This window comes from Pseudoalteromonas sp. A41-2 (assembly GCF_015767615.1).
Taxonomy (GTDB): Bacteria; Pseudomonadota; Gammaproteobacteria; order Enterobacterales; family Alteromonadaceae; genus Pseudoalteromonas; species Pseudoalteromonas lipolytica.
On the sequence record NZ_CP065231.1, the window covers coordinates 962,482 to 986,876 of the forward strand.

Consider the following 24,395-nt stretch of genomic DNA (forward strand, 5'->3'; position numbering starts at 1 on the left):
GGGTAACGAGCAACGGGTAACGAGCAACGGGTAACGAGAAACGGGTAACGAGTAGCTAGAAACGAGTAACGGGCATTATGCTTTAAGGTTATGCACTATTTTTTTATCGCCTTGAATCACACTGCCACCTTGATCGTAGGTCATCGATGAAGGTGCGCCAATCAAGATATCTTTTAGTTGCTTAACACTAAGCTGGGCTTGATGAGCTGCATGTGCATTCACATCATTTTTCTTTTTACAGGCTGCAAGAAGAGAGTTTACTTTAGAAATGAGTTCGTTTACTTCATCATCTGGCGAGTCATTTTTGCTAACCAGCGTTTGCACTTCTTTATCTATTAACTGAATTTGCTGTAGTAGAGAGACTTTTTGTTGGGCAATACTTTTTAGCCCCTCACCACGTTTTGCAGCAATGGCTGTTAATTCATCATCCAAAAGCACAGCAATAGACTCTAAACAAGTGACTTGTTGTGTTAATTTGCTGGCGATTAAATGATTATGATCAGCCATACACATCAAACTCAAATGCGGCGATATTTTTAGCTAACTTTTCAGCATCAATTTGGTATTTACCTTCGCTGATTGCTTTTTTTAACTCAGCCACTTTATTGCTATCAAAGCCAGACGACTGTTCAGCTTTATCTTGTAAAGATTTAAGTTGTTTAGCCTGAGGCGTTAAGCTTACCGAATCTGCACTTGCTTTTGGCGCTGTCGATTTTGCCGCTGCCGCGTTAGCGTTATCTTTTTGTAAATCAAGATTTTTTTGCTTGGTATTCGTCAACACAGAAGTTTGTTGTTGACCATTATTGACATTGCTTACCATAATTTTTGACCTATACATTACCCAACATATGCCTATATATCGGCGGGCACAGCGGATACTTTAGCATAAATATAAAAAATTAAATATTCACTTGCACAGACTCAACACCATCCACACGTGCATTTAATACTTTACCTGATTTTTTGTTTTTTACACGTACTAATTCGTCTAATGTGCCATCTTCAAGCGCAATACCTGTTGTTTTGATCCTCAAGCCACGCAGTGAAGCATAAATAGTCACATTGTCGCCTTTACACACCATGCAAACATGGCTCATTACAATAGGCACACCACTGCGAATATTGCGCTTGCTACGACTGCCGACAAGCATTGATTTTTCTTGAACATATTGCGTTCTTACAAACTGCTTAGGTTTCATCTCTAAGCGCAAATGCTCTGCTCTAATTACTTCACCGCGTGCTAAATTGGTTGTTACGACAACAACGGGTTCCAGCTCAATAATGCGAACATGCACATATTGAGTCCAACTATTTATGTCATCGCATTTAAGTTGTACGGTAACCTGCCGATTAAAAGGAGGTTCTGTCGGTAATGTTTTATTTAATGGCGATTCACACAATCTTTCTGGAATACGGCTATCAAGTGGTAATGCACTTACTTGCGGTGCCGTATCGAGATCGGGGATCTGCTCGCTGACAAAATCAATAGCGATTTGTTGAAGTTGCTCGTTATTATACACTTCAGCTTGTAGATGCGTGGCAAATAACAAGCTAGAAAGAAAATAAAAAACACTGTATCTTCGGCTTTTTTTTAACAAACTCATATTGTTTCGACTATGCTTATTGTTGAAAACAAGGTATAAATATTTTGCGTCAAAAAACAGACGCTTCGTAACCTTATGTAGCTTTAACACAAAGTAAGCAATTATTGTTCCGGCTCTGGTTGTTTATCTTTAGGAGATTGAAATGGCAGGCATTTTAGACTCAGTAAACCAGCGTACACAGTTGGTTGGGCAAAACCGCCTTGAATTACTATTATTCAAACTCAGAGGGCGACAACGCTTTGGTATTAACGTGTTTAAAGTAAGAGAGGTTCTACAATGTCCACCGCTTACAAACATGCCAAAATCGAATGCTTATATTCGTGGTGTTGCACACATTCGTGGTCAAACCATTTCTGTTATCGATTTATCAATGGCTGTTGGCGGTCCTGCCATTGAAAATATCAAAGATAGTTTTATTATCATTGCGGAATACAATCGTTCAGTGCAAGGGTTCTTAGTCGGTGGCGTAGAGCGCATCGTTAATATGAACTGGGAAAAAATTATGCCGCCACCTTCAGGTGCAGGGCGTTACTCTTATTTAACCGCGGTCACTGAAATAGAAAACGAACTGGTAGAAATCTTAGACGTCGAGAAGATCCTTAACGAAATTTGCCCTGTTAACACTGAAGTAAGTGCGGATGTGATTGGTGAGGGAGAAATCCAAAAAGATTTAGGGGAGCGAATCGTTTTTATTGCTGATGACTCGGCCGTTGCGCGTAATCAGGTAAAACGTGCGTTAGAACCTCTCGGTGTACAAACTGAACTCGCTAAAAATGGTAAAGAAGCTTTAATACGCTTACGTGAAATAGCAGAACTTGATTGTGTAAATAATATTACTGAGCGAGTTGGCTTGTTAATTTCAGACGTTGAAATGCCAGAAATGGATGGCTACACCTTAACCGCAGAAATTAAGGCCGATCCAAAATTATCACCTTTGCATGTAATCTTGCATACATCACTCAGTGGTGTTTTTAATCAAGCGATGATAGAAAAAGTGGGTGCCGATGATTTTATTGCAAAATTTAACCCAGACGAATTAGCGACTGCCGTTAAAAAGTGGGTTCATTGTGATTAATTATTTATAGGTGGTATTACTTTGGAAAATAAGCACTTACAACAAAGCGAATACGATCAGTTCCGCTCTTTTTTAGAGCAACAATGTGGCATTGTACTAGGCGATAACAAACTTTATTTAGTGAAAAGTCGCTTGGCGCCATTGATGGCGCGTTTTAATGTTGAGTCATTGTCACAGTTGGTAAGTAAAACCTTGAGTCCTCACGAGAGGCAGCTTCGTGCCGCAGTGGTTGATGCAATGACAACAAACGAAACTTTGTGGTTTCGTGATCAATACCCATTTGAATTGCTTAAAACTAAACTTTTCCCTGAATTCAAAGAATTGCGTCGTCCAATTAAAATTTGGTCAGCGGCAAGTTCATCAGGTCAAGAACCGTATTCTATTGCCATGTCGGTTGCTGAGTTTCAATCTAAGCAACCTGGCGTTTTAAAAATGGGCGCACAAATTATCGGCACAGATATTTCTAATACTATGCTTGATATGTGCAAAAACGCAGAATATGACTCACTGGCTTTGGCACGTGGCCTGTCTGTTGAAAGACGTCAAAAGTTTTTTAAAGACAGTGGTAACGGTATGGCTCAAGTAGTTGATCCAATAAAGAAAATGGTCAGTTTTAGGCATTTAAACTTATTGGATTCGTATGCCTTGATGGGTAAATTTGATATTATTTTTTGCCGTAATGTATTGATCTACTTTGCACCCGAAGTAAAAGCAAAAATTATCGCGCAATTTGCGCAAGCACTTAATCCAAAAGGGTACCTGTTTTTAGGCGCTTCAGAGTCAATGGCTGGCCTTAGTGACAGTTTTGATATGGTGCGATGTAATCCGGGTATCATCTACCAGAAAAAGTAATCTTTCCTTAGCAACCTAGTTCTTAGGTTGCTAATTTCATTATATATCAACACCTTAATTATAAAATAATCATGCTTAATTTTTGGCTTACCTTTTGCATTAGCTAAGGAGAGTCAAATTTTTGGAGATGGTTATGGCTATCAGTTTTGATAAAGCATTCGGTGTGCATCCTCATGCCATGTTGATCCGTTCACAACGCGCTGAGTTATTAGCGACAAATATCGCTAATGCTGATACGCCGGGCTATAAAGCGAAAGATGTCGATTTTGCATCCGCATTAAAAGCGGCAAAAAGCAACCAGCACGGCGGCAATAGCATGGTAAGAACGGATGAGAAACACCTTGCCGGTGGCAGTCGATTTGTTGGTAATTCAGAAATGTTTCGTACGCCAAATCAAGCAGATACAGGTGATGGTAACTCTGTTGATATACAAGTGGAACGAAACTTGTATGTACAAAACTCATTAGAGTATCAGGCAAGCCTGCAATTTATGAGTAGTAAAATTAAAGGCCTTAAAAAAGCCCTCGGTAGTCAAGGAGCTTAATCATGAGTTTATATAATGTTTTTGATATTTCGGGCACGGGTATGAGCGCACAAAATGTTCGCTTAAATACCACAGCAAGTAATATTTCGAATGCAAATACAATTAGCTCAAGCCAAGACCAGACATACCGAGCGCGCCATCCTGTGTTTGCTGCTGAACTTACAAAAGCGTCAGCATCGCAAAGTAATCCGCAGGGCTCTTCTGTTGGCGTTAAAGTATTAGGCATTGTAGAGAGCGATAAGCCGCTACAAATAGAATACAACCCGAATCACCCCAGCGCGGATGAAAATGGGTATATCTATAAACCAAATGTCAACGTTGTAGAAGAAATGGCTAATATGATTTCTGCCTCTCGCTCTTACCAAACAAATGTGCAAGTTGCTGATGCAGCTAAGCAAATGTTAAGTAAAACACTGTTGTTAGGACAACGGTAATCGAGGATAAGTTATGAGTAACGACATCAGCTCTGCATCATCATCCTATATGGATAGCTTGCGTTGGAATGAGACAAACACGCCAACAGCAAAAGAAGACAGTAATACACTGTCTCAAGAAGATTTCTTTTCGTTGTTAACGCAGCAGTTGTCGTTTCAAGATCCGAGCAATCCTGCTGATAACGATCAAATGATTGCGCAAATGACGAACTTTACCATGGCAGAAGGTATTTCAAATTTAAACACAAAATTTGAGTCACTCACTGCATCCATGACATCAAATTCGGCATTACAAGCGTCAACGTTAGTGGGTAAGCAAGCATTGCTTGAGTCAGAGACTATTGACTTTGATGGCGAAAATTTAGCTAAAGGTTCCGTTGTGGCAGAAACAACTGTTGAATCTCTTACGTTAAGAATCACTGATTCGACGGGACAATTAGTTCGCACTATTGATTTAGGATCGAAATCTGCCGGTGCTCACCGTTTCGAGTGGGATGGTAAAGATGGTGAGGGCAATGTTCTTCCTGAAGGCGAATACAATATTAGCGCTGAAGGCTTCGTAAATGGAGACTACAGCAGCATGCCTCTGGCAACCTTTAAGAACATTGAAAGTGTCAATATTAATGGCAGCAGCGGCATTATCGTAAATACAAAAGAGGGTGCGGTTAGGCTAACTGATATAGCTGAAATCGCATAATTAAAAAGGTTTGGGTTAGCTTAGGCTAAGAGATAGGTTAGAGGTGAGTTATGAGCTTCAATATTGCATTAACAGGTTTAGCAGCCGCACAAAAAGATTTAGACGTAACGGCAAATAATATTGCCAACGTAAACACAACGGGCTTTAAAGAGTCGCGTGCTGAGTTTGCTGATGTGTACGCATCGTCAGTATTTAGTTCTGGTAAAACAAAAAACGGCGACGGTGTTAAAACAGCAACGGTTGCACAACAGTTTCACCAAGGGTCGTTATCATTCACAAATAACTCACTTGATTTAGCAATCACAGGGGAAGGTTATTTTGCGATGAGTGATGACATCGCATCACAAGACTTTACATATACGCGTGCGGGTGCATTTAAATTAAATGCAGATAACTTTGTTGTTGATGCCAATGGTAACTACTTGCAAGGTTTCCCTGTTGACCCATCAACGGGTAATACGACGTCGGTAAGTTTAAGTACTACTTCACCGATTCAAATTCCTGATGCTTCAGGTTCGCCTCGTCATACGAGTAATATCTACAGCTCAATGAATTTAGACGCACGTGTCGATACGCCAACAACGACAACCTTTGATCCAACTGATAGCACGAGCTATAACTCGTCTACTTCAACAACTGTTTATGACTCATTAGGTGAGCCGCATGTTGTACAGTTATTTTTTGTAAAGCAAGACCCTACAGCAACGCCAAATACGTGGGAAGTGTACGCCACAATGGATGGTCAAGCGTTTGATGCTTCAGGTGCTGCAACGGGCACAGGTGCACACACGCCAATTGATACACTTGAGTTCACGGCGGCGGGTTTACCGAACGTAACCGCTCCAGAAACCACATTTGATGACATTATTTTGCCTTCAGATGCTTCGACAGGTTTATCGACACTACTTGGTAATGGCGCACAGTTCCCGAATGAAATCACGGTTAATTGGCGTGATGAAGCAGGCACCGCTAATAAAGTGCCTACGCAATACGCTAGTAACTTTGAAGTAAAAGCACTTGAGCAAGATGGTGCGACAGTCGGTCGTTTAGCGGGCATTGATATTGGTGCAGATGGAAAAGTAGTTGCTTCATACAGCAATGGCGATACTTCATTCTTAGGCCAAGTGGCTATGGTGCGCTTTTCAAACTCTCAAGGCTTACAACAAGCAGGTGACACTTCTTGGAAGAAAAGCCTAACCTCGGGCGAGCCTATTGCGGGTGAGCCCAACTCAGGCACATTGGGTTCAATTAACTCATCAGCACTTGAGCAATCAAACGTTAACTTAACGAATGAGCTGGTTGACCTTATCAGCGCACAGCGTAATTTCCAGGCGAACTCACGTGCCTTAGAAGTTAACTCAACATTACAACAAAATATCTTACAGATCCGTTAATTTTAGCGGCTCTAAGCTTAATCCGACACGAAAGGCTGCCCCCTCTATTGGCAGCCTTTTTTTATTTTCCTTTTCTTATTTCCGCGTCAATTTTACTTTGGCACTTTTATTGCATTTCATAGTTATCGTATTTTTAGTGAGTCAATGTTATGGACAAAATGGTCTACATTGCCATGTCTGGTGCAAAGCAAAGCTTGCGTGGCCTTGAATTAAAGGCAAACAACTTAGCAAATGCAAACACCACTGGCTTTAAAGCTGATTTTGCACAAGCACGCTCAATGCAAGCATTTGGCGAAGGCTTGCCATCGCGTGTATTCGCAATGCAAGAGCGCCCAGGTTCTAACATGGAGTCGGGTGGTTTTGTTGAAACAGGCCGAGAACTTGATATTGCCATGAGTGATCGGGGTTGGTTAAGCGTACAAGATGCATCGGGCAATGAAGCCTATACCAAAACAGGCACGCTGAATATTACTCCCGATGGCGCATTGATGACCAGTCATGGTCGTCAAGTTATTGGCGAAGGTGGCCCCATTATTTTGCCTTTACCAATCGAGAAGATTGAATTTAGTTCTGATGGGTCAATTCAGGTGCGTCCACAAGGGGCACCTGCAAACTTTTTAGAAGTGGTTGATCGTTTAAAGGTAATCGAAGCCGATAACAATCAACTAGAAAAAGGCAATGATGGCTTATTTAGGCCAAAGCCAGACATGTTGGTAAATGATTTATGTGGGTTTTGCGACATTTCAAATAATGTAAAAGTGCTTTCGGGCACCCTTGAAATGTCCAACGTTAACCCCGTACATGAAATGGTCGATATGATCAGCAATCAACGCCAATTTGAATTACAAGTTAAATTGATGAAAACAGCGGAAGAAATTGATGAACGTCAAGATCAGCTGTTACGCATTGTTTAAGATGACTGAGAGGGTAGAGTTATGAATCCTGCATTGTGGATCAGTAAAACCGGGCTTGACGCCCAACAAACCGATATTTCGGTGATCTCAAATAATCTCGCGAATGCCAGCACGGTCGGTTACAAAAAAAGCCGCGCCGTATTTGAAGATTTACTGTATCAAAATATTAATCAGCCAGGTGGTCGTTCCTCACAAGACACTGAAATGCCATCAGGTTTGATGTTAGGCGCGGGTGCGAAAGTGGTTGCTAACCAAAAGAACTTTTCACAAGGTAACATGCTTACCACTGAAAATTCATTGGATTGGATGATTTCAGGACCGGGCTTTTTTGAGGTCTTACTCCCAGATGGCAATATCGCTTATTCGCGTAATGGTCAATTTACCACCGATGAAGATGGCCGCATTGTTACCGCGGGAGCCGGTTTTCCTGTGCAACCAGAGATGAATGTGCCAGACGATGCACAATCAATTACGGTATCACAAGATGGTGAAGTGTCGGTGCGTATCTCAGGCCAAGCTGACAATGTTGTTATTGGTCAGCTAACTATCAGTGATTTCATCAATCCATCTGGCCTTGAGCCTATGGGTCAAAACCTTTACACCGAAACGGCTGTAAGTGGGGCTCCTGTGCAAGGTAATCCCGGTATTGATGGTTTAGGAACTGTTGTACAAGGTTCACTTGAAACTTCAAATGTGAATGTAACAGAAGAGCTCGTTAACCTCATTGAAACACAGCGAATTTATGAAATGAATTCAAAAGTGATTTCGGCTGTTGATGAAATGCTTAGTTACATTAACCAACAGTTATAATGGGTAGGAGGCAGCATGCGTAACATTATCTTAGTCACATCAACAGCGTTATTGCTCGGTGGTTGTATGGCAACACAAAATAACCATGTGGTTCAGGATGACCCTTACTATGCGCCAATGTACCCAGAGCCTGCAGCAGAGCAAATGGTACCCACTGGTTCATTATTTGATAGTTATTTATCAAATGACCTGTATTCAGATAAAAAAGCGTTGCGGGCAGGCGATATCATCACGGTTAAACTGCAAGAATCGACTCAGGCAACCAAAGCGGCGAAAACCGAAACCGATAAAGAAACCGACGCAAGCCTTGACCCAGTCATTGGTTTAGGCGGCAATCCTGTGAATATAGGTGGTGATAGTATCCAATTTGGTATTGGTTCAGATTCATCATTTAAAGGTGATTCTAAATCGAATCAATCGAACAGCTTATTTGGTGATATTTCAGTTAATGTTATGCGAGTTTTGCCGAACGGTAACTTAGTGATCCGTGGCGAAAAGTGGCTTACTTTAAATACCGGTGAAGAGTTTATTCGTCTTGAAGGTTTAGTGCGTCCCCAAGATGTGACAGCAGATAATACGGTGACTTCAAACCGAGTTGCGAATGCGCGCATTCAATACTCAGGTAAAGGTCAACTTCAAGAAGCGCAAAGTGCGGGTTGGTTAACTCGCTTCTTTAGCAGTTCTATTTTCCCATTTTAGAGGATACAAATCATGAATGGGTTTAAATACATTATTGCTCTTTGCTTAATTAGCGTACAGTTTTCTGTTCAGGCTGAGCGAGTTAAAGATGTGTCTATGGTTGAGGGTGTACGCTCAAATCAATTAGTCGGTTATGGTTTAGTGGTGGGTTTACCTGGCACGGGCGAGCAAAGTCGTTTTACAGAGCAGAGCTTTAAAGCGATGTTAAATAGCTTCGGTATCACGCTTCCTGCGAACTTAAAACCAAAGATTAAAAATGTTGCAGCCGTTGCTGTACATGCCGAGTTACCCGCGTTTAGAAAACCAGGTCAAACCATTGATATTACCGTGTCTTCAATTGGCAGTGCAGGAAGCTTACGCGGTGGTACGTTATTACAAACCTTTTTGAAAGGGGTTGATGGTAATACGTATGCCATTGCACAGGGCAGTTTGGTCGTGGGGGGCTTAGGCGCAGAAGGTGCTGATGGCAGCCGAGTGATTATAAACACTCCCACCGTTGGCCGAATTCCGAATGGGGCAACGGTTGAGCGCGCTGTTAAAAGCCCGTTTATGCAAGGTGACTACATCACCTTTAATTTGAATCGTCCAGATTTCACAACGGCAAAGCGCCTAGAGCAAACTATTAATGATTTAGTTGGGCCAAACAGTGCTCAAGCAATTGATGCAGCGTCTGTACGTGTCATTGCACCGCGCGATGCATCGCAGCGCGTATCGTATTTATCAACGCTTGAAAACTTAGAGTTCACACCGGCTGATACTGCGGCAAAAATTATTGTCAATTCACGTACGGGCACCATTGTTATTGGTAAAAACGTAAAATTACAGCCAGCTGCAATTACCCACGGTGGATTAACCGTGACCATTGCTGAGCAGCAAAACGTATCGCAGCCGAATGCACTGAGCGAAGGCGAGACGGTGGTGACAAACCAAAGTATTATCGATGTTAATGAAGATGATTCTCGCGCTTTTGTGTTTAATCCAGGTATTAGCCTTGATGATTTAGTGAGAGCGATAAACGAAGTTGGTGCCGCCCCTGGTGACTTAATGGCTATCCTTGAAGCGTTGAAAGAGGCGGGAGCCATAAACGGGCAACTTGTTATTATATAATCAATTAAAAACGCGCTGAGCTCAGCGCGTTTTTTCATTTTTACCTTCCCTCAATCTGATAAACCCTCTTTTGGCGTAATTATTGCATTTGATTATGCATTATTAATTATTGTGTCAAAAAGCTGATGGATACGAATCATCTCGACAAGCAAAACTTTTTTGATTTAGGCAACTTAGACTCATTGCGTCAAAGTGCTCTAAAAAGTGATGCCTCTAGCGATGCGTCAAAAGAGGCGCTGAAAAAAGCGGCGGCACAATTTGAATCTATCTTTACGCAAATGCTGCTTAAAAGCATGCGTAAGGCTAATGAAGCATTTGAAGATAAAGACAGCCCATTTAACTCGAGTGGCGTAAAGTTCTTTGAAGAAATGCATGATCAACAGCTTTCAGTTGAGTTGTCTTCTAACGGCTCATTGGGTTTGGCTGATCTTATTGTGCAGCAGCTATCGCCCGACGGTAAGAAATTTACTCCTGGTTCCGTGTTAAGAACAACCGCGGAGTTTGATAGCGATAAGCGTGTTCGCGGTAATCAAGAAGCTAAGCCAGAAACACACTCAATGGCTGAAGTTGCCACTGATGAGCAATCAGAAAACCGCTTTGAAGATGCTGAGTCTTTCATTAGCTCTGTTTGGGAGCACGCAAAAAATGCGGCTGAAAAAATTGGTTTAAACCCTGCTGTGATGGTTGCTCAAGCTGCGCTTGAGACGGGCTGGGGTAAGCATATTATTAGTAAAGCGGATGGCACCAGTAGTAATAACCTTTTTAACATTAAATCTGATAAGAGCTGGCAAGGTGACAAAGCAAGTAAAGTTACGCTTGAGTTTGAGCAAGGTGTGCCTGTTAAAAAGCATGCAAGCTTCCGTTCTTATCAGTCAATTAAAGACAGTGTGAATGATTTTGTGGATTTCTTAAATGAAAACCCACGTTATCAAGACGCACTAAAAAACACCGCAGAACCTGCAGCCTTTTTAGATTCGTTACAAAAAGCAGGTTATGCAACTGATCCAAATTATGCCAACAAAATTAAGCAGGTATTGAAGCGTGTTGAGCTTCAAAGCGTCGCTGCTTCATTGGTACGTTAAGGAGTAAGTCCTCATGTCATTCAGCTTATATGACATAGCAAATTCAGGTGTAAGAGCGAATTCTGAGCTTTTACAAACGACCAGTAAAAACATAGCCAATGTAAATACAGCGGGTTATGTTCGTGAGCGCACTGAGTTCAGCACCATGATCGACAACCAAGTTGGTCGGGGTGAAACGTATCGTTTACTCAATGAGTTTGCTCAAAAACAGCTAAATCGTGACACGTCAAATAAAGCATTTTTTGATCAGTTTGTAACAGAAGCAAGCCGAGTCGATAGCTTGTTTTCTGAAGAGTCGAATAGCTTATCAACCAGCATTAACTCGTTTTTTAATAATGTTCAAGAAAGCTTAAATCAGCCTTCATCGACGGTGGCGCGTTCGCTGGTTATGACAGATGCACAAAACCTGATTGATCAAATGGACAGGCTTTCAAGCATCGTGGTTGACCAGCAGACTGTTGTGAACGAGCAATTAGAAATTTTCTCGGATGAAGCAAATAACTTGATCCAAAGTATTAGCGAATTGAACTCTAAAATTGCCGCGGTGCATGGGACTGATCGTGAATCAGCGTCTAGCGGACTGTACAACGAGCGCGACAAAGCAATTCGTGACTTATCAGAACTCATTGATGTAGAAACTCTCAACGGTAATAACGGTGAGAAACAAGTCTATTTGGGATCTGGTCAAGCATTAGTGATGGAAAGCGGTACATTTAACCTGTTTTCATTTACTGGCGATCCCGATCCTAGCTTTAGAGAGCTACATTTAGATGTTAATGGTGGCAAAGCCGTGCCGCTTGAGGTTGATGTAAGTAAACTTAAAGGCAAAATAGGCGGCTTACTGTCATTTCGTGATGACATTTTAGTGCCAGCCCAGAATCAATTAGGCCAAATGGGCTTAGCCCTTGCTGATGCCTTTAATCAGCAAAACCGTCTTGGTATGGACGCAAATGGTGAAATTGGTGGTGATATTTTTGCCATTCCAACGGTGAATGGTTTTGGTTATCAAGCTAATACTGGTTCATCGACCATGACGGCAACACTTGAACCTGGTAAGGGCAGTGAGTTGCCTGCCAGTGATTTTATAGTTACTTACACCAGCGCATCGACAGTTGAAATTCAGGCAATCGATAATAAAGGTGAACCGGTAGGCACCGCATCAACAGCAAATGTGGTTGGCGGTGTGATTGATTCATCAACGATCACCGGTGGCGAAGCCTTCGGTTTACAGCTAAATGTGTCTGGTACTGCAAACGCAGGCGATCAATTTCAAATTAAATTAAATTCACAGGCAGCAACAAGCTTAGAATTGGCAACAGAGCGTCCAGAAGATTTAGCGCTGGCATCACCCATTCGCACCGCAAATGATATTAATAATAACAGCGACGCGAGTATTTCAGCTGGAACTGTATCAGATATTGCCAATTCAAGTGGAATTGCGGTTGGTCCACCACCGAGCTTAGCAAACGGTGATATTACCCTAGTAAAAACCGCCAATGCTAACGAATATCAAATTACCGACGGCAATGGCACCAGTACTTTTACGATTACGCCACCTGCAGAAAATATTCTTGCGCAAGCGGGAGCACCTTACGATACTTACGGGTTTGATTTTAATATCGAAGGTACACCTGCAATAGGTGATACGTTTACTGTTGAGTTCAATGAGGGTGGTTTCGATGATAACCGTAATGGTTTATTACTTGCCGACCTACAAAATGGTGAGTTAGTGCGTCAAAACGTTGAAGCGAGTAGCACGGCTGATAATCATCAAACATTTAATCAGGCTTATTCGGGGATCGTAACCGATATTGGTGTTATCACTAGTCAAGCGCAAACGAACGGCGCAGCATTTAATGCGCTCGCAGAGCAGTCTGAAGCGTGGTACGAATCTCTGTCAGGTGTAAACCTCGATGAAGAAGCTGCCAATTTACTGCGGTTCCAACAATCGTATGCGGCATCAGCACAAGTACTTGCAACAGCGCGTACTATTTTTGATACCTTATTAAGTGCGGCGAGGTAATTATGCGTATTTCAAATAACATGATGTATAAGAATAACCTTAACTCTATTCTTAACAGTCAACAAAATGTCAGTAAAGCACAAGAGCAAGTCAATACGCAAAAGCGCGTATTAACAGCCGCAGATGATCCTTCTGCTACAGCACGTGCATTGCTTTACAGTGACCGCATTCAGGGTAACGAGCAGTACAGCAAAAACATTACAATGCTAACGAGTCGATTAACCACAGAAGAAAGTGTACTGCAGAATATTAAAGGTGCACTTGAATCTGCCTATACCTTATCAATCCAAGCAGGTAATGGCGCTTATAGTGATATTGACCGCGAAGGCATTGCTGAAGAAGTAAAAGCACTGCAAAGTACCGTGCTTGATTTAATGAATGCGAAAACAGAAGACGGTAAGTATATTTTTTCTGGTTATCAAGATAATACCCCTGCTTATTCTTATGATAGTACATCGGGTAGTTATCAATATGGTGGCGACCAAGGCCAACATAAGATAAAGGTCGCAGAAGGTGTTGAAATAAAATCAAGTGACAATGGCTATGATACTTTTGAAAAAGTCGATGCACGTTTAAATGTGGTGTCGAACGATGGTACAGTTTCAGGCGGCATAACCAGTTCTAAAATATATGTCACTGAGCAAGCTGAGTTTGATAAATTTCACAAAGCCAATTACAACGCAGATCCGACGGCAGCAGCCAATGCGAATACCCTGAGCTTTATTACCACAACTGGCACCCCAAATACTTTTGTGGTCGAGCTTGGCGGAACCGCTATTGACAGTGGTAGTTTTGAAAACGGTAAAATAATCTACCAAGGTATGGAAATTTCTGTTGAGCCAGTTGCTAATGGGCAGATTGACGTTCAATTAGAAGCCCCACAAAAAGAAAACGCCCTCAATACTTTAAATAGCTTAATTGCGGGGCTCACCAATCCTGATTTAACTCAGGATGAGTTTGACCAAGTATTGGCTGATGCAATAGTGCAATTAGAGAATGCTAAAAATAAGGTGTCGTTGGTTCAAGCTGGCCTGGGTGGCAGGTTAAATACGGCAGAAAAAATAGAGCAATCAAATAGTGATTTAGATATTAGCAATAAAGCAGCGAAAGCAGAGCTTGTTGAGCTTGATATGGCAGAAGCTATCACTGAACTCACTAAACAAGAAACGGCGCTGCAAGCATCACAAGCGACTTTTGGTCGTTTAGCAAACCTTTCGTTATTTGATTATTTATAATTTCCCCCAAGCTAAGCTCATTTTTTGAGCTTAGCTTTTAAAAACCACTTTTAAAATATCCCTTTCTACGTCATTTAAGTATTCGTTTTTATTTCTTTAGACTTAATGTCACCCAATTTTTTACTGCTTGTTTGCTGTGGTTTAATTTTAAACAGTAAAAAGTTGATGTTTTTTACTGTTTAAATTCATAGTATTAGAAATATTTTTAAATTTTTTATAAAAATAGCTAAAGGATTTTTTGAGCGGACCGATAACTTAATTAACCAAGCAGCGTAGCAAATAACCGCTACCGCTTAATTAGAGTAAGTTTGAGAGTAAATGATAAGTTTACTTCGGGAGAAATATCATGGCACTTTATGTAAATACAAATGTTAGTTCATTAAACGCTCAAAGACAATTAATGAATTCAGGTAACTCACTTGATACTTCGTTTAAACGTTTATCATCAGGTTTTCGTATCAACAGCGCAGCTGATGATGCAGCAGGTCTACAAATTTCTGACCGTTTAACATCACAGATTAATGGTCTAAACCAAGGTAATCGTAACGCGAATGATGGTATCTCTCTAGCGCAAACAGCTGAAGGTGCGCTTGACGAAGTAACATCAATGTTCCAACGAATTCGTACTTTGGCGCAACAAGCATCAAACGGTTCAAACACAGATGAAGACCGTTTGGCTATTCAAGAAGAAATTCGTTCACTATCTTCTGAGGTTAATCGTGTTGCTGCTGATACAACGTTTGGTGGTCAAAACCTACTAGATGGTAGCTACGAAGCAAACTTCCAAGTGGGTGCTGATGCGGTGCAAACTATCGGTTTTAGTATGCAAAATGTAGGCGGAACTGCTAACACAATGTCTGCAAACGGCGGTTTCACATTATCAGGTATCGCAGGTATTGCATCTGCAATTTCAGGTAGCGTGCTTGCTTCAAGTGTTGCAGGTGTGAGTGATGCAGGTGGTACGGCAGCTGCTTCAACATACACTTATTCAGGTGTATTTACTGAGACAGGTATTAGTGTATCTACTCAAGGTAATGCGCAAGCTGTGTTAGCAGGTATGGATGCAATGATTGCGGTCGTAGATAAGAAGCGTGCGGAATTGGGTGCTGTACAAAACCGTTTTCAGTCAACAATTCGTAACCAATCGAATATCTCTGAAAACCTAAGCGCTGCACAGTCTCGCATTAAAGATACAGACTTTGCTCAAGAGACAGCTAACTTAACGAAGATGCAAATCTTACAACAAGCTAGCCAAACAATCTTAAGCCAAGCAAATCAACGTCCACAAGCGGCATTAAGTCTTCTAGGTTAATAGTTAGCTTAAAGAATATGAAGTCAAAATATTGACTTAAAGAAAAAGCGCCTTTGTCTAATGGGGTATTAACAAAGGCGCCAAGATAGGATTATAAAGCGGAGGCGCTCAAAATCCTGACAGTAGTGTTCTAACATTTGTAAGAACATAAATTACTAAGCACAGATTATGCCATAGTTTGTGTTGATTTAACCCACTCTTAAACTTATCTCTTTATAAGGCTCCTTTGGAGCCTTTTTTCGTTCTCTTTATTATCTTTTTAAATAATTGGCCTACTAATTGCTCTACTTATCTCAAGTTAACTAACTAACCCGCAAAGTGGCAGTTTTTTGCCCCAGGCGACTTAGGTTTGCCGCTGTAACGAGTCACTTTGTCAAAATCACTTTTGAAGTGACTAAACTTTGACAGATAAGAAGAGAGTTTATTATGGCTTTATATGTAAATACTAATGTTAGTGCGTTAAACGCACAAAGACAATTGGACAGAACAGGTACTGATTTAGATACTTCATTTAAACGTCTATCTTCAGGCTTACGTATTAATAGTGCTGCTGATGATGCAGCAGGTTTACAAATTTCTGACCGTTTACAATCGCAAATTCTAGGCCTTAATCAAGGTAACCGAAATGCGAATGATGGTATTTCACTTGCGCAAACAGCTGAAGGCGCGATGGATGAAATTACATCTACATTTCAGCGTATTAGGACGCTTGCTCAACAAGCTGCGAATGGTTCAAATACGGATGAAGATCGTTTGGCAATTCAAGAAGAAATTCGCCAGTTATCTGATGAAGTTAATCGTATTGCTACAGATACAACTTTTGGTGGTCAAAACTTACTTGATGGTAGTTATGAGGCTAACTTTCAAGTGGGTGCTGATGCAGTACAAACTATCGGCTTTAGTATGCAAAATGTCGGTGGAACAGATAATTCATTATCTACGAATGGTGGTTTTACATTATCAGGCATCGCCGGAATAGCATCAGCAGTATCTGGTAGTGTTTTAGCTTCAAGTCTTGCAGGAGTCAGTGATGCAGGTGGTACAGCAGCTGCTTCAACGTATTCTTATGCTGGTGTGTTTACAGCGTCAGGTATTAGTGTGTCAACGCAAGGTAATGCACAAGCTGTATTAGCTGGTATGGATGCGATGATTGCTGTTGTTGATAAAAAGCGAGCTGAACTTGGTGCGGTACAAAACCGTTTCCAATCAACGATTCGTAACCAAGCTAATATTTCAGAGAATTTATCAGCTGCAAAATCGCGTATTAAAGATGCAGACTTTGCTGCAGAAACAGCAGCGTTGACAAAAAACCAGATCCTACAGCAAGCGAGTCAAACAATCTTGGGTCAAGCAAATCAGCGACCTCAGGCTGCGTTGAGCTTACTTCAAGGATAAAAAATTAAATAATATTTAAAATATTTACAAATAAAGCTAAAGCTTTCGCTTTATCAGACGATAAATGAGTTAGAGAACTATCAATCTAGGACTCTAAGTCGGTTGAATAGCAGGGTAGGGGTATCCCGCTATTCTTCTATAAAATGATAAAGCGGAGGCTAATATGGCTTTATACGTAAATACTAATGTGAGTTCATTGAACGCACAGCGCCAGTTAATGAATTCTGGCAACTCATTAGATACATCATTCAAACGTTTATCATCTGGTTTACGCATCAATAGTGCGAAAGATGATGCGGCTGGTATGCAAATTGCCAACCGTTTAACAGGCCAAGTTAATGGCTTAACTCAAGGTAACCGTAATGCCAATGATGGTATTTCACTTGCGCAAACTGCTGAAGGTGCGCTTGATGAAGTAACATCAATGTTTCAACGTATACGTACACTTGCTCAACAAGCAACAAACGGTTCAAATACTGATGAAGACCGTTTAGCGCTTCAAGAAGAAATTCGTTCTTTATCTTCAGAAGTAAACCGTGTTGCAGAAGATACAACTTTTGGTGGCCAAAACCTTCTGGATGGTTCTTATGAAGCAAACTTCCAAGTCGGCGCAGATGCAGTTCAAACAATTGGTTTTAGCATGCAGAATGTTGGTGGAACAGCCAACACGATGTCTGCAAACGGTGGTTTCACGCTATCAGGTATCGCTGGTATTGCATCTGCAATCTCTGGCAGTGTATTAGCGTCATCGGTAGCTGGTGTGAGTGATGCAGGTGGTACTGCTGCCGCTTCAACTTATACTTTCGCTGGTGTATTTACAGAAACAGGTATCAGTGTATCGACACAAGGTAATGCTCAAGCTGTTATGGCTGGTATGGATGCGATGATCGCGGTTGTTGATAAGAAGCGTGCTGAACTTGGTGCGGTACAAAACCGTTTCCAATCAACCATTCGTAATCAATCAAACATCGCTGAAAACTTATCTGCGGCACGTTCTCGTATTCAAGATACAGACTTCGCAACAGAAACAGCTAACTTAACTAAGATGCAAATCTTACAGCAAGCTAGCCAGTCAATCTTAAGTCAAGCAAATCAACGTCCTCAAGTAGCGCTTTCTCTACTAGGCTAATTTACTTGATTTATAAGCCACTTTAGACAGAGGTATTTTTTCCTGAAGTGGCTTATACTTGATATGAGTTAACATTTTGAGGTGTTATGATGATAGATCTTAATTCAACTCAAAGGTCTAATGAAAACCTTTCAACAACGAATAGTGCCAACAACACAAAAGCAGAGTTAGATAACGCAAAACTCGCGAAAGGCACGGAACTTGCTGGAAGAGAACCAATAGACATAGAAAGACAGTCTAAGACTGAGCAAAAAGATAAAAAAGATCTGATTGCTGAAGTGAAGCAAAACTTAGAAAAGCTGAATGAGTATATTCCCGTTACTTCGACAAATTTGATTTTTGAATTTGATGAATTGGGTGACCCCCCAGTAATCAAAGTTCTTGATAAACAGAACGATGAAGTAATTCGAGAAATCCCTACCGAGGAATTTCGAGAAGTGGCTAAAGCTTTGGAAGAATTTGCCGATAAATTAAGCAATAAAGGTTTGCTCTTCGATAGAACTGCATAGAGATTTAGATATTTTAGGAGTATTAGTATGGCTTTAATTACATCAGCAGGGGTTGGTTCTGGCCTTGATCTAGAAAGTATTATTAGTGCAACACTGTCAGCTGAAAATACCCCTAAATTACAAGCTTTTGCTAGAAAAGAACAATCTTTGCAGGTCGAGCTTTCTTCACTTGGTGAAGTAAAGTCAGCAATGTCTACGCTTCAAGATACAATTGAAAAGCTAGCAGACATTGATAATTTCAACAAGCGTATTGCTAACATCAAACAGCCTACGAGTGATGATGGCGATTTAATTTCGGTTACACCTACTTCTGACATATCACCCGGTGATTTTAATATTGAAGTGGTTGAACTTGCTCAAGGTAGTAGAGCAACATCTAATGCTGGTCTATTTACGTCAACAGATGATGTAGTGACAGCATCAGGCGGTACATTATCATTTGCCGCTGGCGATAAGAGCTTTGATCTTACACTTGATGCGGGCGCCACGCTTGCTGATTTACGAGACGCAATTAACAGTTCTGATAATAATTTTGGTGTGACTGCTAATATTATAAATACTGGAACAGAATCAAAGTTAGTGCTTAGCTCTAGTGTGTCTGGAACTGGCAATGATTTAGTTATTACTAACGATAATGCTGAACTCGATAATGTTTCAACAGTTGCAAACGCTGGAGGAGCTGGTGGTATCGCTATTGCTGCGGGTAATGAAGCACGCGATGCAACAATAAAAGTTGATGGTATCACTATAACTAACGACACCAATACTTTTAAAGATGCTGTACAGGATATGACAATTGTTGCTAAACGTCAGAGTGTTGATGGCGAAACAGCGAAACTATCCGTTGAGACTGATAGAGAAAGCGTAACAGCTCTAGTTGATGAGTTTATAAAAAACTATAACAATTTAATCGGTCAAATAGGTTTACAGACTCGAATTGGCAAACCATTAAACTCAGATTCTACAATTCGTTCTTTTGATTCTCAGTTAGTAAATGCACTATCAACTCCCTTGACCGATGCAGGTCCATTTTCAAGCATATTTGATATAGGCTTAGGAATAGATAAAGAAGGCTATCTTGAGAAGTCTAGTTTAGTTCGCAGCCTAAATGAAGCGATGGATGAGAATTATGATGATATTGGCAAGGCTTTTGCAGGTGAAAATGGAATAGCAAAACAACTAGAGTCATTGTTTGATAACTATCTAGATTCTAAAGGGATCATGAATCAGCGAGAAACTAACTTAAACTCGCAACTTGATGACTTAGAAGATGATATTATTAATCATGAATACAGAATGGAAGAGTTAGAGGCTAGACTTCGTCAGCAATATGCGGGTTTAGACGTATTGTTAGCGCAAATGCAGTCAACACAAAGCTATTTGAGCGCTCAATTATCAAGCCTTCCAGGGTTTAAGAAGTCATCTTCGTAAACGCTGCTTTTCTCTTTTTTAGATATAAAGGTGTACCATGTATAACGCTAAAGTTAAAAATTACCAAAAAGAGGCACTTAAGACTCGTGTGGCGGGTGCTGATCGCTATGAAATAATCCAGATGTTAATGGCTGGTGCTTTAGAAAAAATGGTACTAGCTAAAGTTGCTATAGAGAAAAAAAATCTAGAAGCTAAGAGTGAGCACTTATCTAAAGCCTCAGCAATTTTTGAAGCATTACGTGGATGTTTAGATTTTGAAGTGGGTGGAGAGGTTACTGAAAACTTATACGCACTTTATTCATACATGATTGACAGACTCATTGATGCATCAATTAAAAATGATATAGAAATTATTGATGAAGTATCTGGGTTATTAAAAGAAATTAAATCTGCATGGGATGCGATCCCAGTTGAAGTTCGCAATAAAACGTTTTCAGAAAACAGTGCTCATGCAAGCTAATATTCATGATTTGCAAGCTCAACTTGAAAAGGTTGAGTCAGCGTTGAGCGAAGAAAACATTGAAAGCTGTGTTGAATTAGTCAATGAGTTACATTTGATGCTCGAGAGTTTTTTTAACTCAGATAGTGACATCCCATCTGAAGTTCATCCTCAATTAAATCAGTTGTTACAGAAGTTAGATGGATACAGTTCTGATATTCTTTTAAAGAAGAACGAAGCTAAAAGCCAACTAACGAGTATCGTTAAAAATAAAAAGAAAGTAGGCCTTTATAACCAAATAAAGTAGGAACAGATGAAAAGCACTTTGGGTTTAGATAAAGAATTAGATCACCTTGCAGATAAATTGACAGAGGTAAGGGCGCATGAAGAGCGTGAGCAAAAGTTTGCTTCAGAAGCAAATGAAAGATTTGTACTAAACCTAGAAGTCTTTAGGAAATATTATCCTGATATTTTTAACGTTGTAAGTAGCTATAAACCCAGAGAAGATTTCTGCCTTCATGTCACTAAGTCAGGCCATGGTAACTTTAAACCAAAAGACTCTGAAGTTGTATTATATAGTGATAATCCAAAAGCCCAAGCTAAAGAACAAGTAGATAAATACACCTCGCAAGCAAACTTTGGTCGTGCAGACTATTTTTCAACTCAGAAATGGGATACAAGTCCTGATGACGATCGTCTGCACATGAAATATATGTCTAAATTAAGTGGTATTTTAAGTGAGCGGAAGAAAGAGCGTTCGCATAAATTAGCATTTAGTCTCCCTACTCATTATCCTACGGCACTCATCTTTGGCATTGGTTTGGGGTATCACATTCCTGAATTAATGAAAAAGCACAGTTTTGACTATGTTTTTATTTGTGAGCCTGACTTTGAGCTATTTTTTGCGAGTTTGTTTTGTATTGATTGGCAAAAAGTCATTCATGATTTAGATAATGCGGGAAGCTCACTTTTTTTAAGTATTGGCGTTGATTATGAGTCGTTTTTTGAAGAGGTATACAGGATATCTCTCGAAGTAGGTTCTACTGCTGTAGTAAATAGCTTTTGTTTCCAACATTACCCTTCAAAAGAAATTAATGAGTTAATTAAATCTTTTTTCAAAAACTACTACCAGCTTCACCAAGGCTTTGGTTTTTACAATGATGGAATTACAGGGCTAGCCCACAGTATTTACAATGTTGAAAACGGAATAGAATTTTACTTTAAGAATGAAAAAGAAAATCAGTTTTTAGATGATGTTCCAGTATTTGTAGTAGGGAATGGTCCTTCATTAGACCAATCTATTGATCTAATAAGAGAAAATCAAGATAAAGCCATCATATTTGCTGCCGGAACTGCACTCCAAAGTTTATTAAAAGTAGGCATAACACCAGATTTTCATGTGATTGTTGAAAGGCCTAAATCTCAATATGATGTGTTAGTAGATATACTGCCAAGAGAAGAGTACAAAAAGCTAAATCTTTTATCAGTAGATGTTATTTATCCTGAATTACCAAAGCTTTATAAATGGGCAGGTTTAGGTCTAAAAGGGCCTGAAGCATCTACCGCATTTTTGACACTACATAGTTTTTTAAAATACAGACAACCAATTACAGAACTACCAGCGAGTGGGCCTTTTGTATCTAATACCGCCTTTTCTTTTGCAACAATGTTAGGTTTTAAAAATATTTATCTAATAGGTGTCGATAATGGTTATTCGTTAAGTGGTCAAACGCACTCGAAGCTAAGTATTTACTCTGATACAGGCCTTAAATCAAAATACAGTGCCCCAGCTGGTGCTGATATTGACTTTGAAGCGAATTTAAATTATGCCGTTAAAGCAACACCTTTAATGGCCATGTCGAAAAACAGTCTTGAAAGACTAGCAAGGCAGTTACCTAAATCCGTGGCCGTATACAATGTAGGTGAGGGTGCTCGAATTTCAGGAACTCAACCGTTATCTGAGGATGATGTAATTTTATCAAAAGTGATCGATGATAAAGATATGATTATCGAAAAGATAAAGTCAGCAAACTTCCAAAAAGTCAGTTTTGATGATTTTGAAGGTAAACTTAACTTTGATGAGTTTGAGTCTCTTTGTGATCATTTAATTGAGTTAGCGAGTAGTCATTACTCATCTCGTGAAGAAGCGAGTAATTTAGTTAATCGGCAGCAACGCGTCATATATGCTTATAAACACTCAGCCCACCCCCATATTTTTAATTTGCTAAAAGGGACTATGCTGTACTTTTTCTGCCCCCTTCTAACTACTTTGTATTATTTTGAAGATGAAAAAATATCAAAAGATTACTTTTCTCGGATTAATAAACTTTGGATTGCTTTCTTAATTGAAGTGAAAAGTGATTTTAGAGTGAACTGGAAAACCAAATGTAAAACAGTGCACGAAGCACATAAGTAGAGAAATTATAAGTAATATGCTTTTCTTAAATTAACTTATTGCTTCAAGAGTGCACAGTTAAAATCTTTAAGACCGTTGCTATGATCTATCAATAGGCTATAACTTATTTTCAATAAAGTTTGTCGTTAAATACACGTGATATAGCTTTTTAACAATTAGCTTTACTGATTTACTCGAACTTTAGCAATGCGACTCTCTTTTACTTAGGAGGATGTTCATAGCTAGCCTGGAATTAGTCTCGATCGCCTATCTGATATCAATCTGTAAAAATCCAAAATCATTTTGCGGTTTTCTTACCTCAGAATACCTCTCTTAGTTAAACGATTTGGTATAAATTCCAATTTGCCACTTTTTTGCTTATAATTTAAGCAATCGGTTTGTCGGAGGCCGCTATGAAAATTCAATCACCCAAAATCGGGTTACTCAATCAAACTCAGCAAGCAAATAACAAGCTTGCTGAACAATTAGCGACAGGTAAAAAAGTAAATTCTGCGGCGGACGATGCCGCTGTACTGCAAATTATTGATAGGCTAACCTCTCAGCAAAATGGTTATAGCCAAGCTATTAGCAATGCTTATGATGGTATTTCTTACTCGCAAGTGACTGAGTCTAACTTGTCGGGCGTTAACGATGCGGTGTCGCGAATCCGCGAGCTGTCTATCCAAGCAGGCAATGGTGCACTGACAGACAATGACAGAGCAGCATTGCAAGAAGAAGTAACGCAGTTGCAAACGCAGATCACAGAAACATTTGAAAATGCCACTTTTGGTGGTAAGCCATTGTTTGATGGTGAGCAAGTATCATTTCAAGTGGGACCAGATGCCAATACCACCCAGTCAATTACGCCGAGTAACGGCAGTATCGCCTCAGTGATTGCGGGTATTGATATCTCGACACAAGCAGGAGCACAAGCTGCGATTGATATAAGCGACCAAGCGAGCGAAGAAATTAACACGCAACGTACTGAGCTAGGTGCATTTCAAAACACTTTAGAAAGTACAATAAAAGGACTGGGTAACCAACGCGAAAACATTGCAGCAAGTCAAAGTCGAATTGAAGACACTGATTATGCAAAAGCGGTGTCTGATCAAATTGCTAATGATATTTTATCGCAGGCATCCGTTGCACTGCGTGGACAAGCAAACCGTTCTGCAGAATCAATTTTGGGTTTGCTTTAACCCTTTAGTATTAGTTATAGCTGCTGAGTGACTATTTTTTGGCGTTGATGTCAAAAAGTTGCCGCTTAGCGCTTGCATCCCTCTTAAACTCGCTTACAATTTAGAAACTAACTAAC

25 protein-coding genes are annotated in these 24,395 nt (G+C 40.2%); 22 read left to right on the plus strand and 3 right to left on the minus strand.

The window, feature by feature from the left end:
• Positions 1–75 precede the first annotated feature (75 nt).
• From flgN to flgA, 3 genes are all read right to left on the minus strand, one after another.
• Positions 76–507 carry a flagellar protein FlgN gene (gene flgN, locus IT970_RS04445; protein ID WP_036970220.1) on the minus strand — a complete coding sequence of 144 codons (432 nt, stop codon included), beginning with the start codon at positions 505–507 and terminating at the stop codon, positions 76–78.
• Complete coding sequence (gene flgM / locus IT970_RS04450) at positions 500–820, minus strand: flagellar biosynthesis anti-sigma factor FlgM (RefSeq protein ID WP_036970217.1); 321 nt, start codon at positions 818–820, stop codon at positions 500–502. The genes flgN and flgM overlap by 8 nt, the downstream gene beginning before the upstream one ends.
• Positions 821–899: 79 nt before the next feature.
• Positions 900–1,604 carry a flagellar basal body P-ring formation chaperone FlgA gene (gene flgA, locus IT970_RS04455; RefSeq protein WP_036970214.1) on the minus strand — a complete coding sequence of 235 codons (705 nt, stop codon included), beginning with the start codon at positions 1,602–1,604 and terminating at the stop codon, positions 900–902.
• Positions 1,605–1,746: 142 nt separating this feature from the next.
• Here flgA and IT970_RS04460 point away from each other — a divergent pair, with 142 nt between their 5' ends.
• The 22 genes from IT970_RS04460 to IT970_RS04565 all read left to right on the plus strand — a co-directional run bounded on the left by IT970_RS04460 (position 1,747) and on the right by IT970_RS04565 (position 24,279).
• Positions 1,747–2,679 carry a chemotaxis protein gene (locus IT970_RS04460; protein ID WP_036970211.1) on the plus strand — a complete coding sequence of 311 codons (933 nt, stop codon included), beginning with the start codon at positions 1,747–1,749 and terminating at the stop codon, positions 2,677–2,679.
• Positions 2,680–2,700: 21 nt separating this feature from the next.
• A complete protein-coding gene (locus IT970_RS04465; RefSeq protein WP_036970209.1) occupies positions 2,701–3,531 on the plus strand; it encodes a CheR family methyltransferase in 831 nt (276 codons plus the stop codon).
• Positions 3,532–3,664: 133 nt separating this feature from the next.
• Positions 3,665–4,075: a flagellar basal body rod protein FlgB gene (flgB, locus tag IT970_RS04470; protein WP_036971676.1), complete on the plus strand. Its 411-nt coding sequence runs from the start codon at positions 3,665–3,667 to the stop codon at positions 4,073–4,075.
• A 2-nt stretch (positions 4,076–4,077) separates the two neighbouring features.
• Positions 4,078–4,509: a flagellar basal body rod protein FlgC gene (gene flgC / locus IT970_RS04475; protein WP_036970207.1), complete on the plus strand. Its 432-nt coding sequence runs from the start codon at positions 4,078–4,080 to the stop codon at positions 4,507–4,509.
• A 13-nt stretch (positions 4,510–4,522) separates the two neighbouring features.
• Positions 4,523–5,206, plus strand: a complete 684-nt coding sequence (locus IT970_RS04480) for a flagellar hook assembly protein FlgD (protein WP_074988698.1) — start codon at positions 4,523–4,525, stop codon at positions 5,204–5,206.
• A gap of 50 nt (positions 5,207–5,256) precedes the next feature.
• A complete protein-coding gene (gene flgE, locus IT970_RS04485) occupies positions 5,257–6,600 on the plus strand; it encodes a flagellar hook protein FlgE (protein WP_074988697.1) in 1,344 nt (447 codons plus the stop codon).
• A gap of 149 nt (positions 6,601–6,749) precedes the next feature.
• Positions 6,750–7,514, plus strand: coding sequence for a flagellar basal body rod protein FlgF (locus tag IT970_RS04490; RefSeq protein ID WP_036970198.1), 765 nt, complete (start codon positions 6,750–6,752; stop codon positions 7,512–7,514).
• 21 nt (positions 7,515–7,535) lie between these two features.
• Positions 7,536–8,324 (plus strand): flagellar basal-body rod protein FlgG, encoded by a 789-nt coding sequence (gene flgG / locus IT970_RS04495; RefSeq protein ID WP_036970195.1) that lies wholly within the window; start codon positions 7,536–7,538, stop codon positions 8,322–8,324.
• A gap of 15 nt (positions 8,325–8,339) precedes the next feature.
• Positions 8,340–9,023 carry a flagellar basal body L-ring protein FlgH gene (gene flgH / locus IT970_RS04500; protein WP_036970191.1) on the plus strand — a complete coding sequence of 228 codons (684 nt, stop codon included), beginning with the start codon at positions 8,340–8,342 and terminating at the stop codon, positions 9,021–9,023.
• Positions 9,024–9,035: 12 nt separating this feature from the next.
• Positions 9,036–10,130: a flagellar basal body P-ring protein FlgI gene (locus IT970_RS04505; RefSeq protein WP_036970188.1), complete on the plus strand. Its 1,095-nt coding sequence runs from the start codon at positions 9,036–9,038 to the stop codon at positions 10,128–10,130.
• Positions 10,131–10,255: 125 nt separating this feature from the next.
• On the plus strand, positions 10,256–11,212 hold the full coding sequence (gene flgJ, locus IT970_RS04510) for a flagellar assembly peptidoglycan hydrolase FlgJ (RefSeq protein ID WP_118844082.1): 957 nt from the start codon (positions 10,256–10,258) through the stop codon (positions 11,210–11,212).
• Between the two features lie 13 nt (positions 11,213–11,225).
• The gene (gene flgK, locus IT970_RS04515; RefSeq protein ID WP_196857641.1) at positions 11,226–13,235 is read left to right on the plus strand and encodes a flagellar hook-associated protein FlgK; all 2,010 of its coding nucleotides are present in this window, start codon (positions 11,226–11,228) and stop codon (positions 13,233–13,235) included.
• A 2-nt stretch (positions 13,236–13,237) separates the two neighbouring features.
• A complete protein-coding gene (gene flgL, locus IT970_RS04520) occupies positions 13,238–14,470 on the plus strand; it encodes a flagellar hook-associated protein FlgL (RefSeq protein WP_118844084.1) in 1,233 nt (410 codons plus the stop codon).
• A gap of 346 nt (positions 14,471–14,816) precedes the next feature.
• Positions 14,817–15,782 (plus strand): flagellin N-terminal helical domain-containing protein, encoded by a 966-nt coding sequence (locus IT970_RS04525; protein ID WP_118844085.1) that lies wholly within the window; start codon positions 14,817–14,819, stop codon positions 15,780–15,782.
• 426 nt (positions 15,783–16,208) lie between these two features.
• A complete protein-coding gene (locus IT970_RS04530; protein ID WP_118844086.1) occupies positions 16,209–17,177 on the plus strand; it encodes a flagellin N-terminal helical domain-containing protein in 969 nt (322 codons plus the stop codon).
• A gap of 163 nt (positions 17,178–17,340) precedes the next feature.
• Positions 17,341–18,306, plus strand: coding sequence for a flagellin N-terminal helical domain-containing protein (locus tag IT970_RS04535; protein ID WP_118844087.1), 966 nt, complete (start codon positions 17,341–17,343; stop codon positions 18,304–18,306).
• An 89-nt stretch (positions 18,307–18,395) separates the two neighbouring features.
• Positions 18,396–18,815 carry a flagellar protein FlaG gene (locus IT970_RS04540; protein ID WP_118844088.1) on the plus strand — a complete coding sequence of 140 codons (420 nt, stop codon included), beginning with the start codon at positions 18,396–18,398 and terminating at the stop codon, positions 18,813–18,815.
• Positions 18,816–18,842: 27 nt separating this feature from the next.
• Positions 18,843–20,246 carry a flagellar filament capping protein FliD gene (gene fliD, locus IT970_RS04545; RefSeq protein WP_118844089.1) on the plus strand — a complete coding sequence of 468 codons (1,404 nt, stop codon included), beginning with the start codon at positions 18,843–18,845 and terminating at the stop codon, positions 20,244–20,246.
• Positions 20,247–20,283: 37 nt separating this feature from the next.
• Positions 20,284–20,706 (plus strand): flagellar export chaperone FliS, encoded by a 423-nt coding sequence (gene fliS / locus IT970_RS04550; RefSeq protein ID WP_118844090.1) that lies wholly within the window; start codon positions 20,284–20,286, stop codon positions 20,704–20,706.
• Positions 20,696–20,992, plus strand: coding sequence for a hypothetical protein (locus IT970_RS04555; RefSeq protein ID WP_180311423.1), 297 nt, complete (start codon positions 20,696–20,698; stop codon positions 20,990–20,992). Before fliS ends, IT970_RS04555 begins: the two co-directional genes overlap by 11 nt.
• 6 nt (positions 20,993–20,998) lie before the next feature.
• Complete coding sequence (locus IT970_RS04560; RefSeq protein WP_118844092.1) at positions 20,999–23,101, plus strand: motility associated factor glycosyltransferase family protein; 2,103 nt, start codon at positions 20,999–21,001, stop codon at positions 23,099–23,101.
• Between the two features lie 392 nt (positions 23,102–23,493).
• Positions 23,494–24,279, plus strand: coding sequence for a flagellin N-terminal helical domain-containing protein (locus IT970_RS04565; RefSeq protein ID WP_118844093.1), 786 nt, complete (start codon positions 23,494–23,496; stop codon positions 24,277–24,279).
• Positions 24,280–24,395 lie beyond the last annotated feature (116 nt).

Bases quoted from the DNA above. Each gene is read 5' to 3' on its own strand.
- flgN (WP_036970220.1), bottom strand. From the start codon at position 507: ATGGCTGATCATAATCATTTAATCGCCAGCAAATTAACACAACAAGTC.
- flgM (WP_036970217.1), bottom strand. From the start codon at position 820: ATGGTAAGCAATGTCAATAATGGTCAACAACAAACTTCTGTGTTGACG.
- flgA (WP_036970214.1), bottom strand. From the start codon at position 1,604: ATGAGTTTGTTAAAAAAAAGCCGAAGATACAGTGTTTTTTATTTTCTT.
- IT970_RS04460 (WP_036970211.1), top strand. From the start codon at position 1,747: ATGGCAGGCATTTTAGACTCAGTAAACCAGCGTACACAGTTGGTTGGG.
- flgB (WP_036971676.1), top strand. From the start codon at position 3,665: ATGGCTATCAGTTTTGATAAAGCATTCGGTGTGCATCCTCATGCCATG.
- flgC (WP_036970207.1), top strand. From the start codon at position 4,078: ATGAGTTTATATAATGTTTTTGATATTTCGGGCACGGGTATGAGCGCA.
- IT970_RS04480 (WP_074988698.1), top strand. From the start codon at position 4,523: ATGAGTAACGACATCAGCTCTGCATCATCATCCTATATGGATAGCTTG.
- flgE (WP_074988697.1), top strand. From the start codon at position 5,257: ATGAGCTTCAATATTGCATTAACAGGTTTAGCAGCCGCACAAAAAGAT.
- IT970_RS04490 (WP_036970198.1), top strand. From the start codon at position 6,750: ATGGACAAAATGGTCTACATTGCCATGTCTGGTGCAAAGCAAAGCTTG.
- flgG (WP_036970195.1), top strand. From the start codon at position 7,536: ATGAATCCTGCATTGTGGATCAGTAAAACCGGGCTTGACGCCCAACAA.
- flgH (WP_036970191.1), top strand. From the start codon at position 8,340: ATGCGTAACATTATCTTAGTCACATCAACAGCGTTATTGCTCGGTGGT.
- IT970_RS04505 (WP_036970188.1), top strand. From the start codon at position 9,036: ATGAATGGGTTTAAATACATTATTGCTCTTTGCTTAATTAGCGTACAG.
- flgJ (WP_118844082.1), top strand. From the start codon at position 10,256: ATGGATACGAATCATCTCGACAAGCAAAACTTTTTTGATTTAGGCAAC.
- flgK (WP_196857641.1), top strand. From the start codon at position 11,226: ATGTCATTCAGCTTATATGACATAGCAAATTCAGGTGTAAGAGCGAAT.
- flgL (WP_118844084.1), top strand. From the start codon at position 13,238: ATGCGTATTTCAAATAACATGATGTATAAGAATAACCTTAACTCTATT.
- IT970_RS04525 (WP_118844085.1), top strand. From the start codon at position 14,817: ATGGCACTTTATGTAAATACAAATGTTAGTTCATTAAACGCTCAAAGA.
- IT970_RS04530 (WP_118844086.1), top strand. From the start codon at position 16,209: ATGGCTTTATATGTAAATACTAATGTTAGTGCGTTAAACGCACAAAGA.
- IT970_RS04535 (WP_118844087.1), top strand. From the start codon at position 17,341: ATGGCTTTATACGTAAATACTAATGTGAGTTCATTGAACGCACAGCGC.
- IT970_RS04540 (WP_118844088.1), top strand. From the start codon at position 18,396: ATGATAGATCTTAATTCAACTCAAAGGTCTAATGAAAACCTTTCAACA.
- fliD (WP_118844089.1), top strand. From the start codon at position 18,843: ATGGCTTTAATTACATCAGCAGGGGTTGGTTCTGGCCTTGATCTAGAA.
- fliS (WP_118844090.1), top strand. From the start codon at position 20,284: ATGTATAACGCTAAAGTTAAAAATTACCAAAAAGAGGCACTTAAGACT.
- IT970_RS04555 (WP_180311423.1), top strand. From the start codon at position 20,696: ATGCAAGCTAATATTCATGATTTGCAAGCTCAACTTGAAAAGGTTGAG.
- IT970_RS04560 (WP_118844092.1), top strand. From the start codon at position 20,999: ATGAAAAGCACTTTGGGTTTAGATAAAGAATTAGATCACCTTGCAGAT.
- IT970_RS04565 (WP_118844093.1), top strand. From the start codon at position 23,494: ATGAAAATTCAATCACCCAAAATCGGGTTACTCAATCAAACTCAGCAA.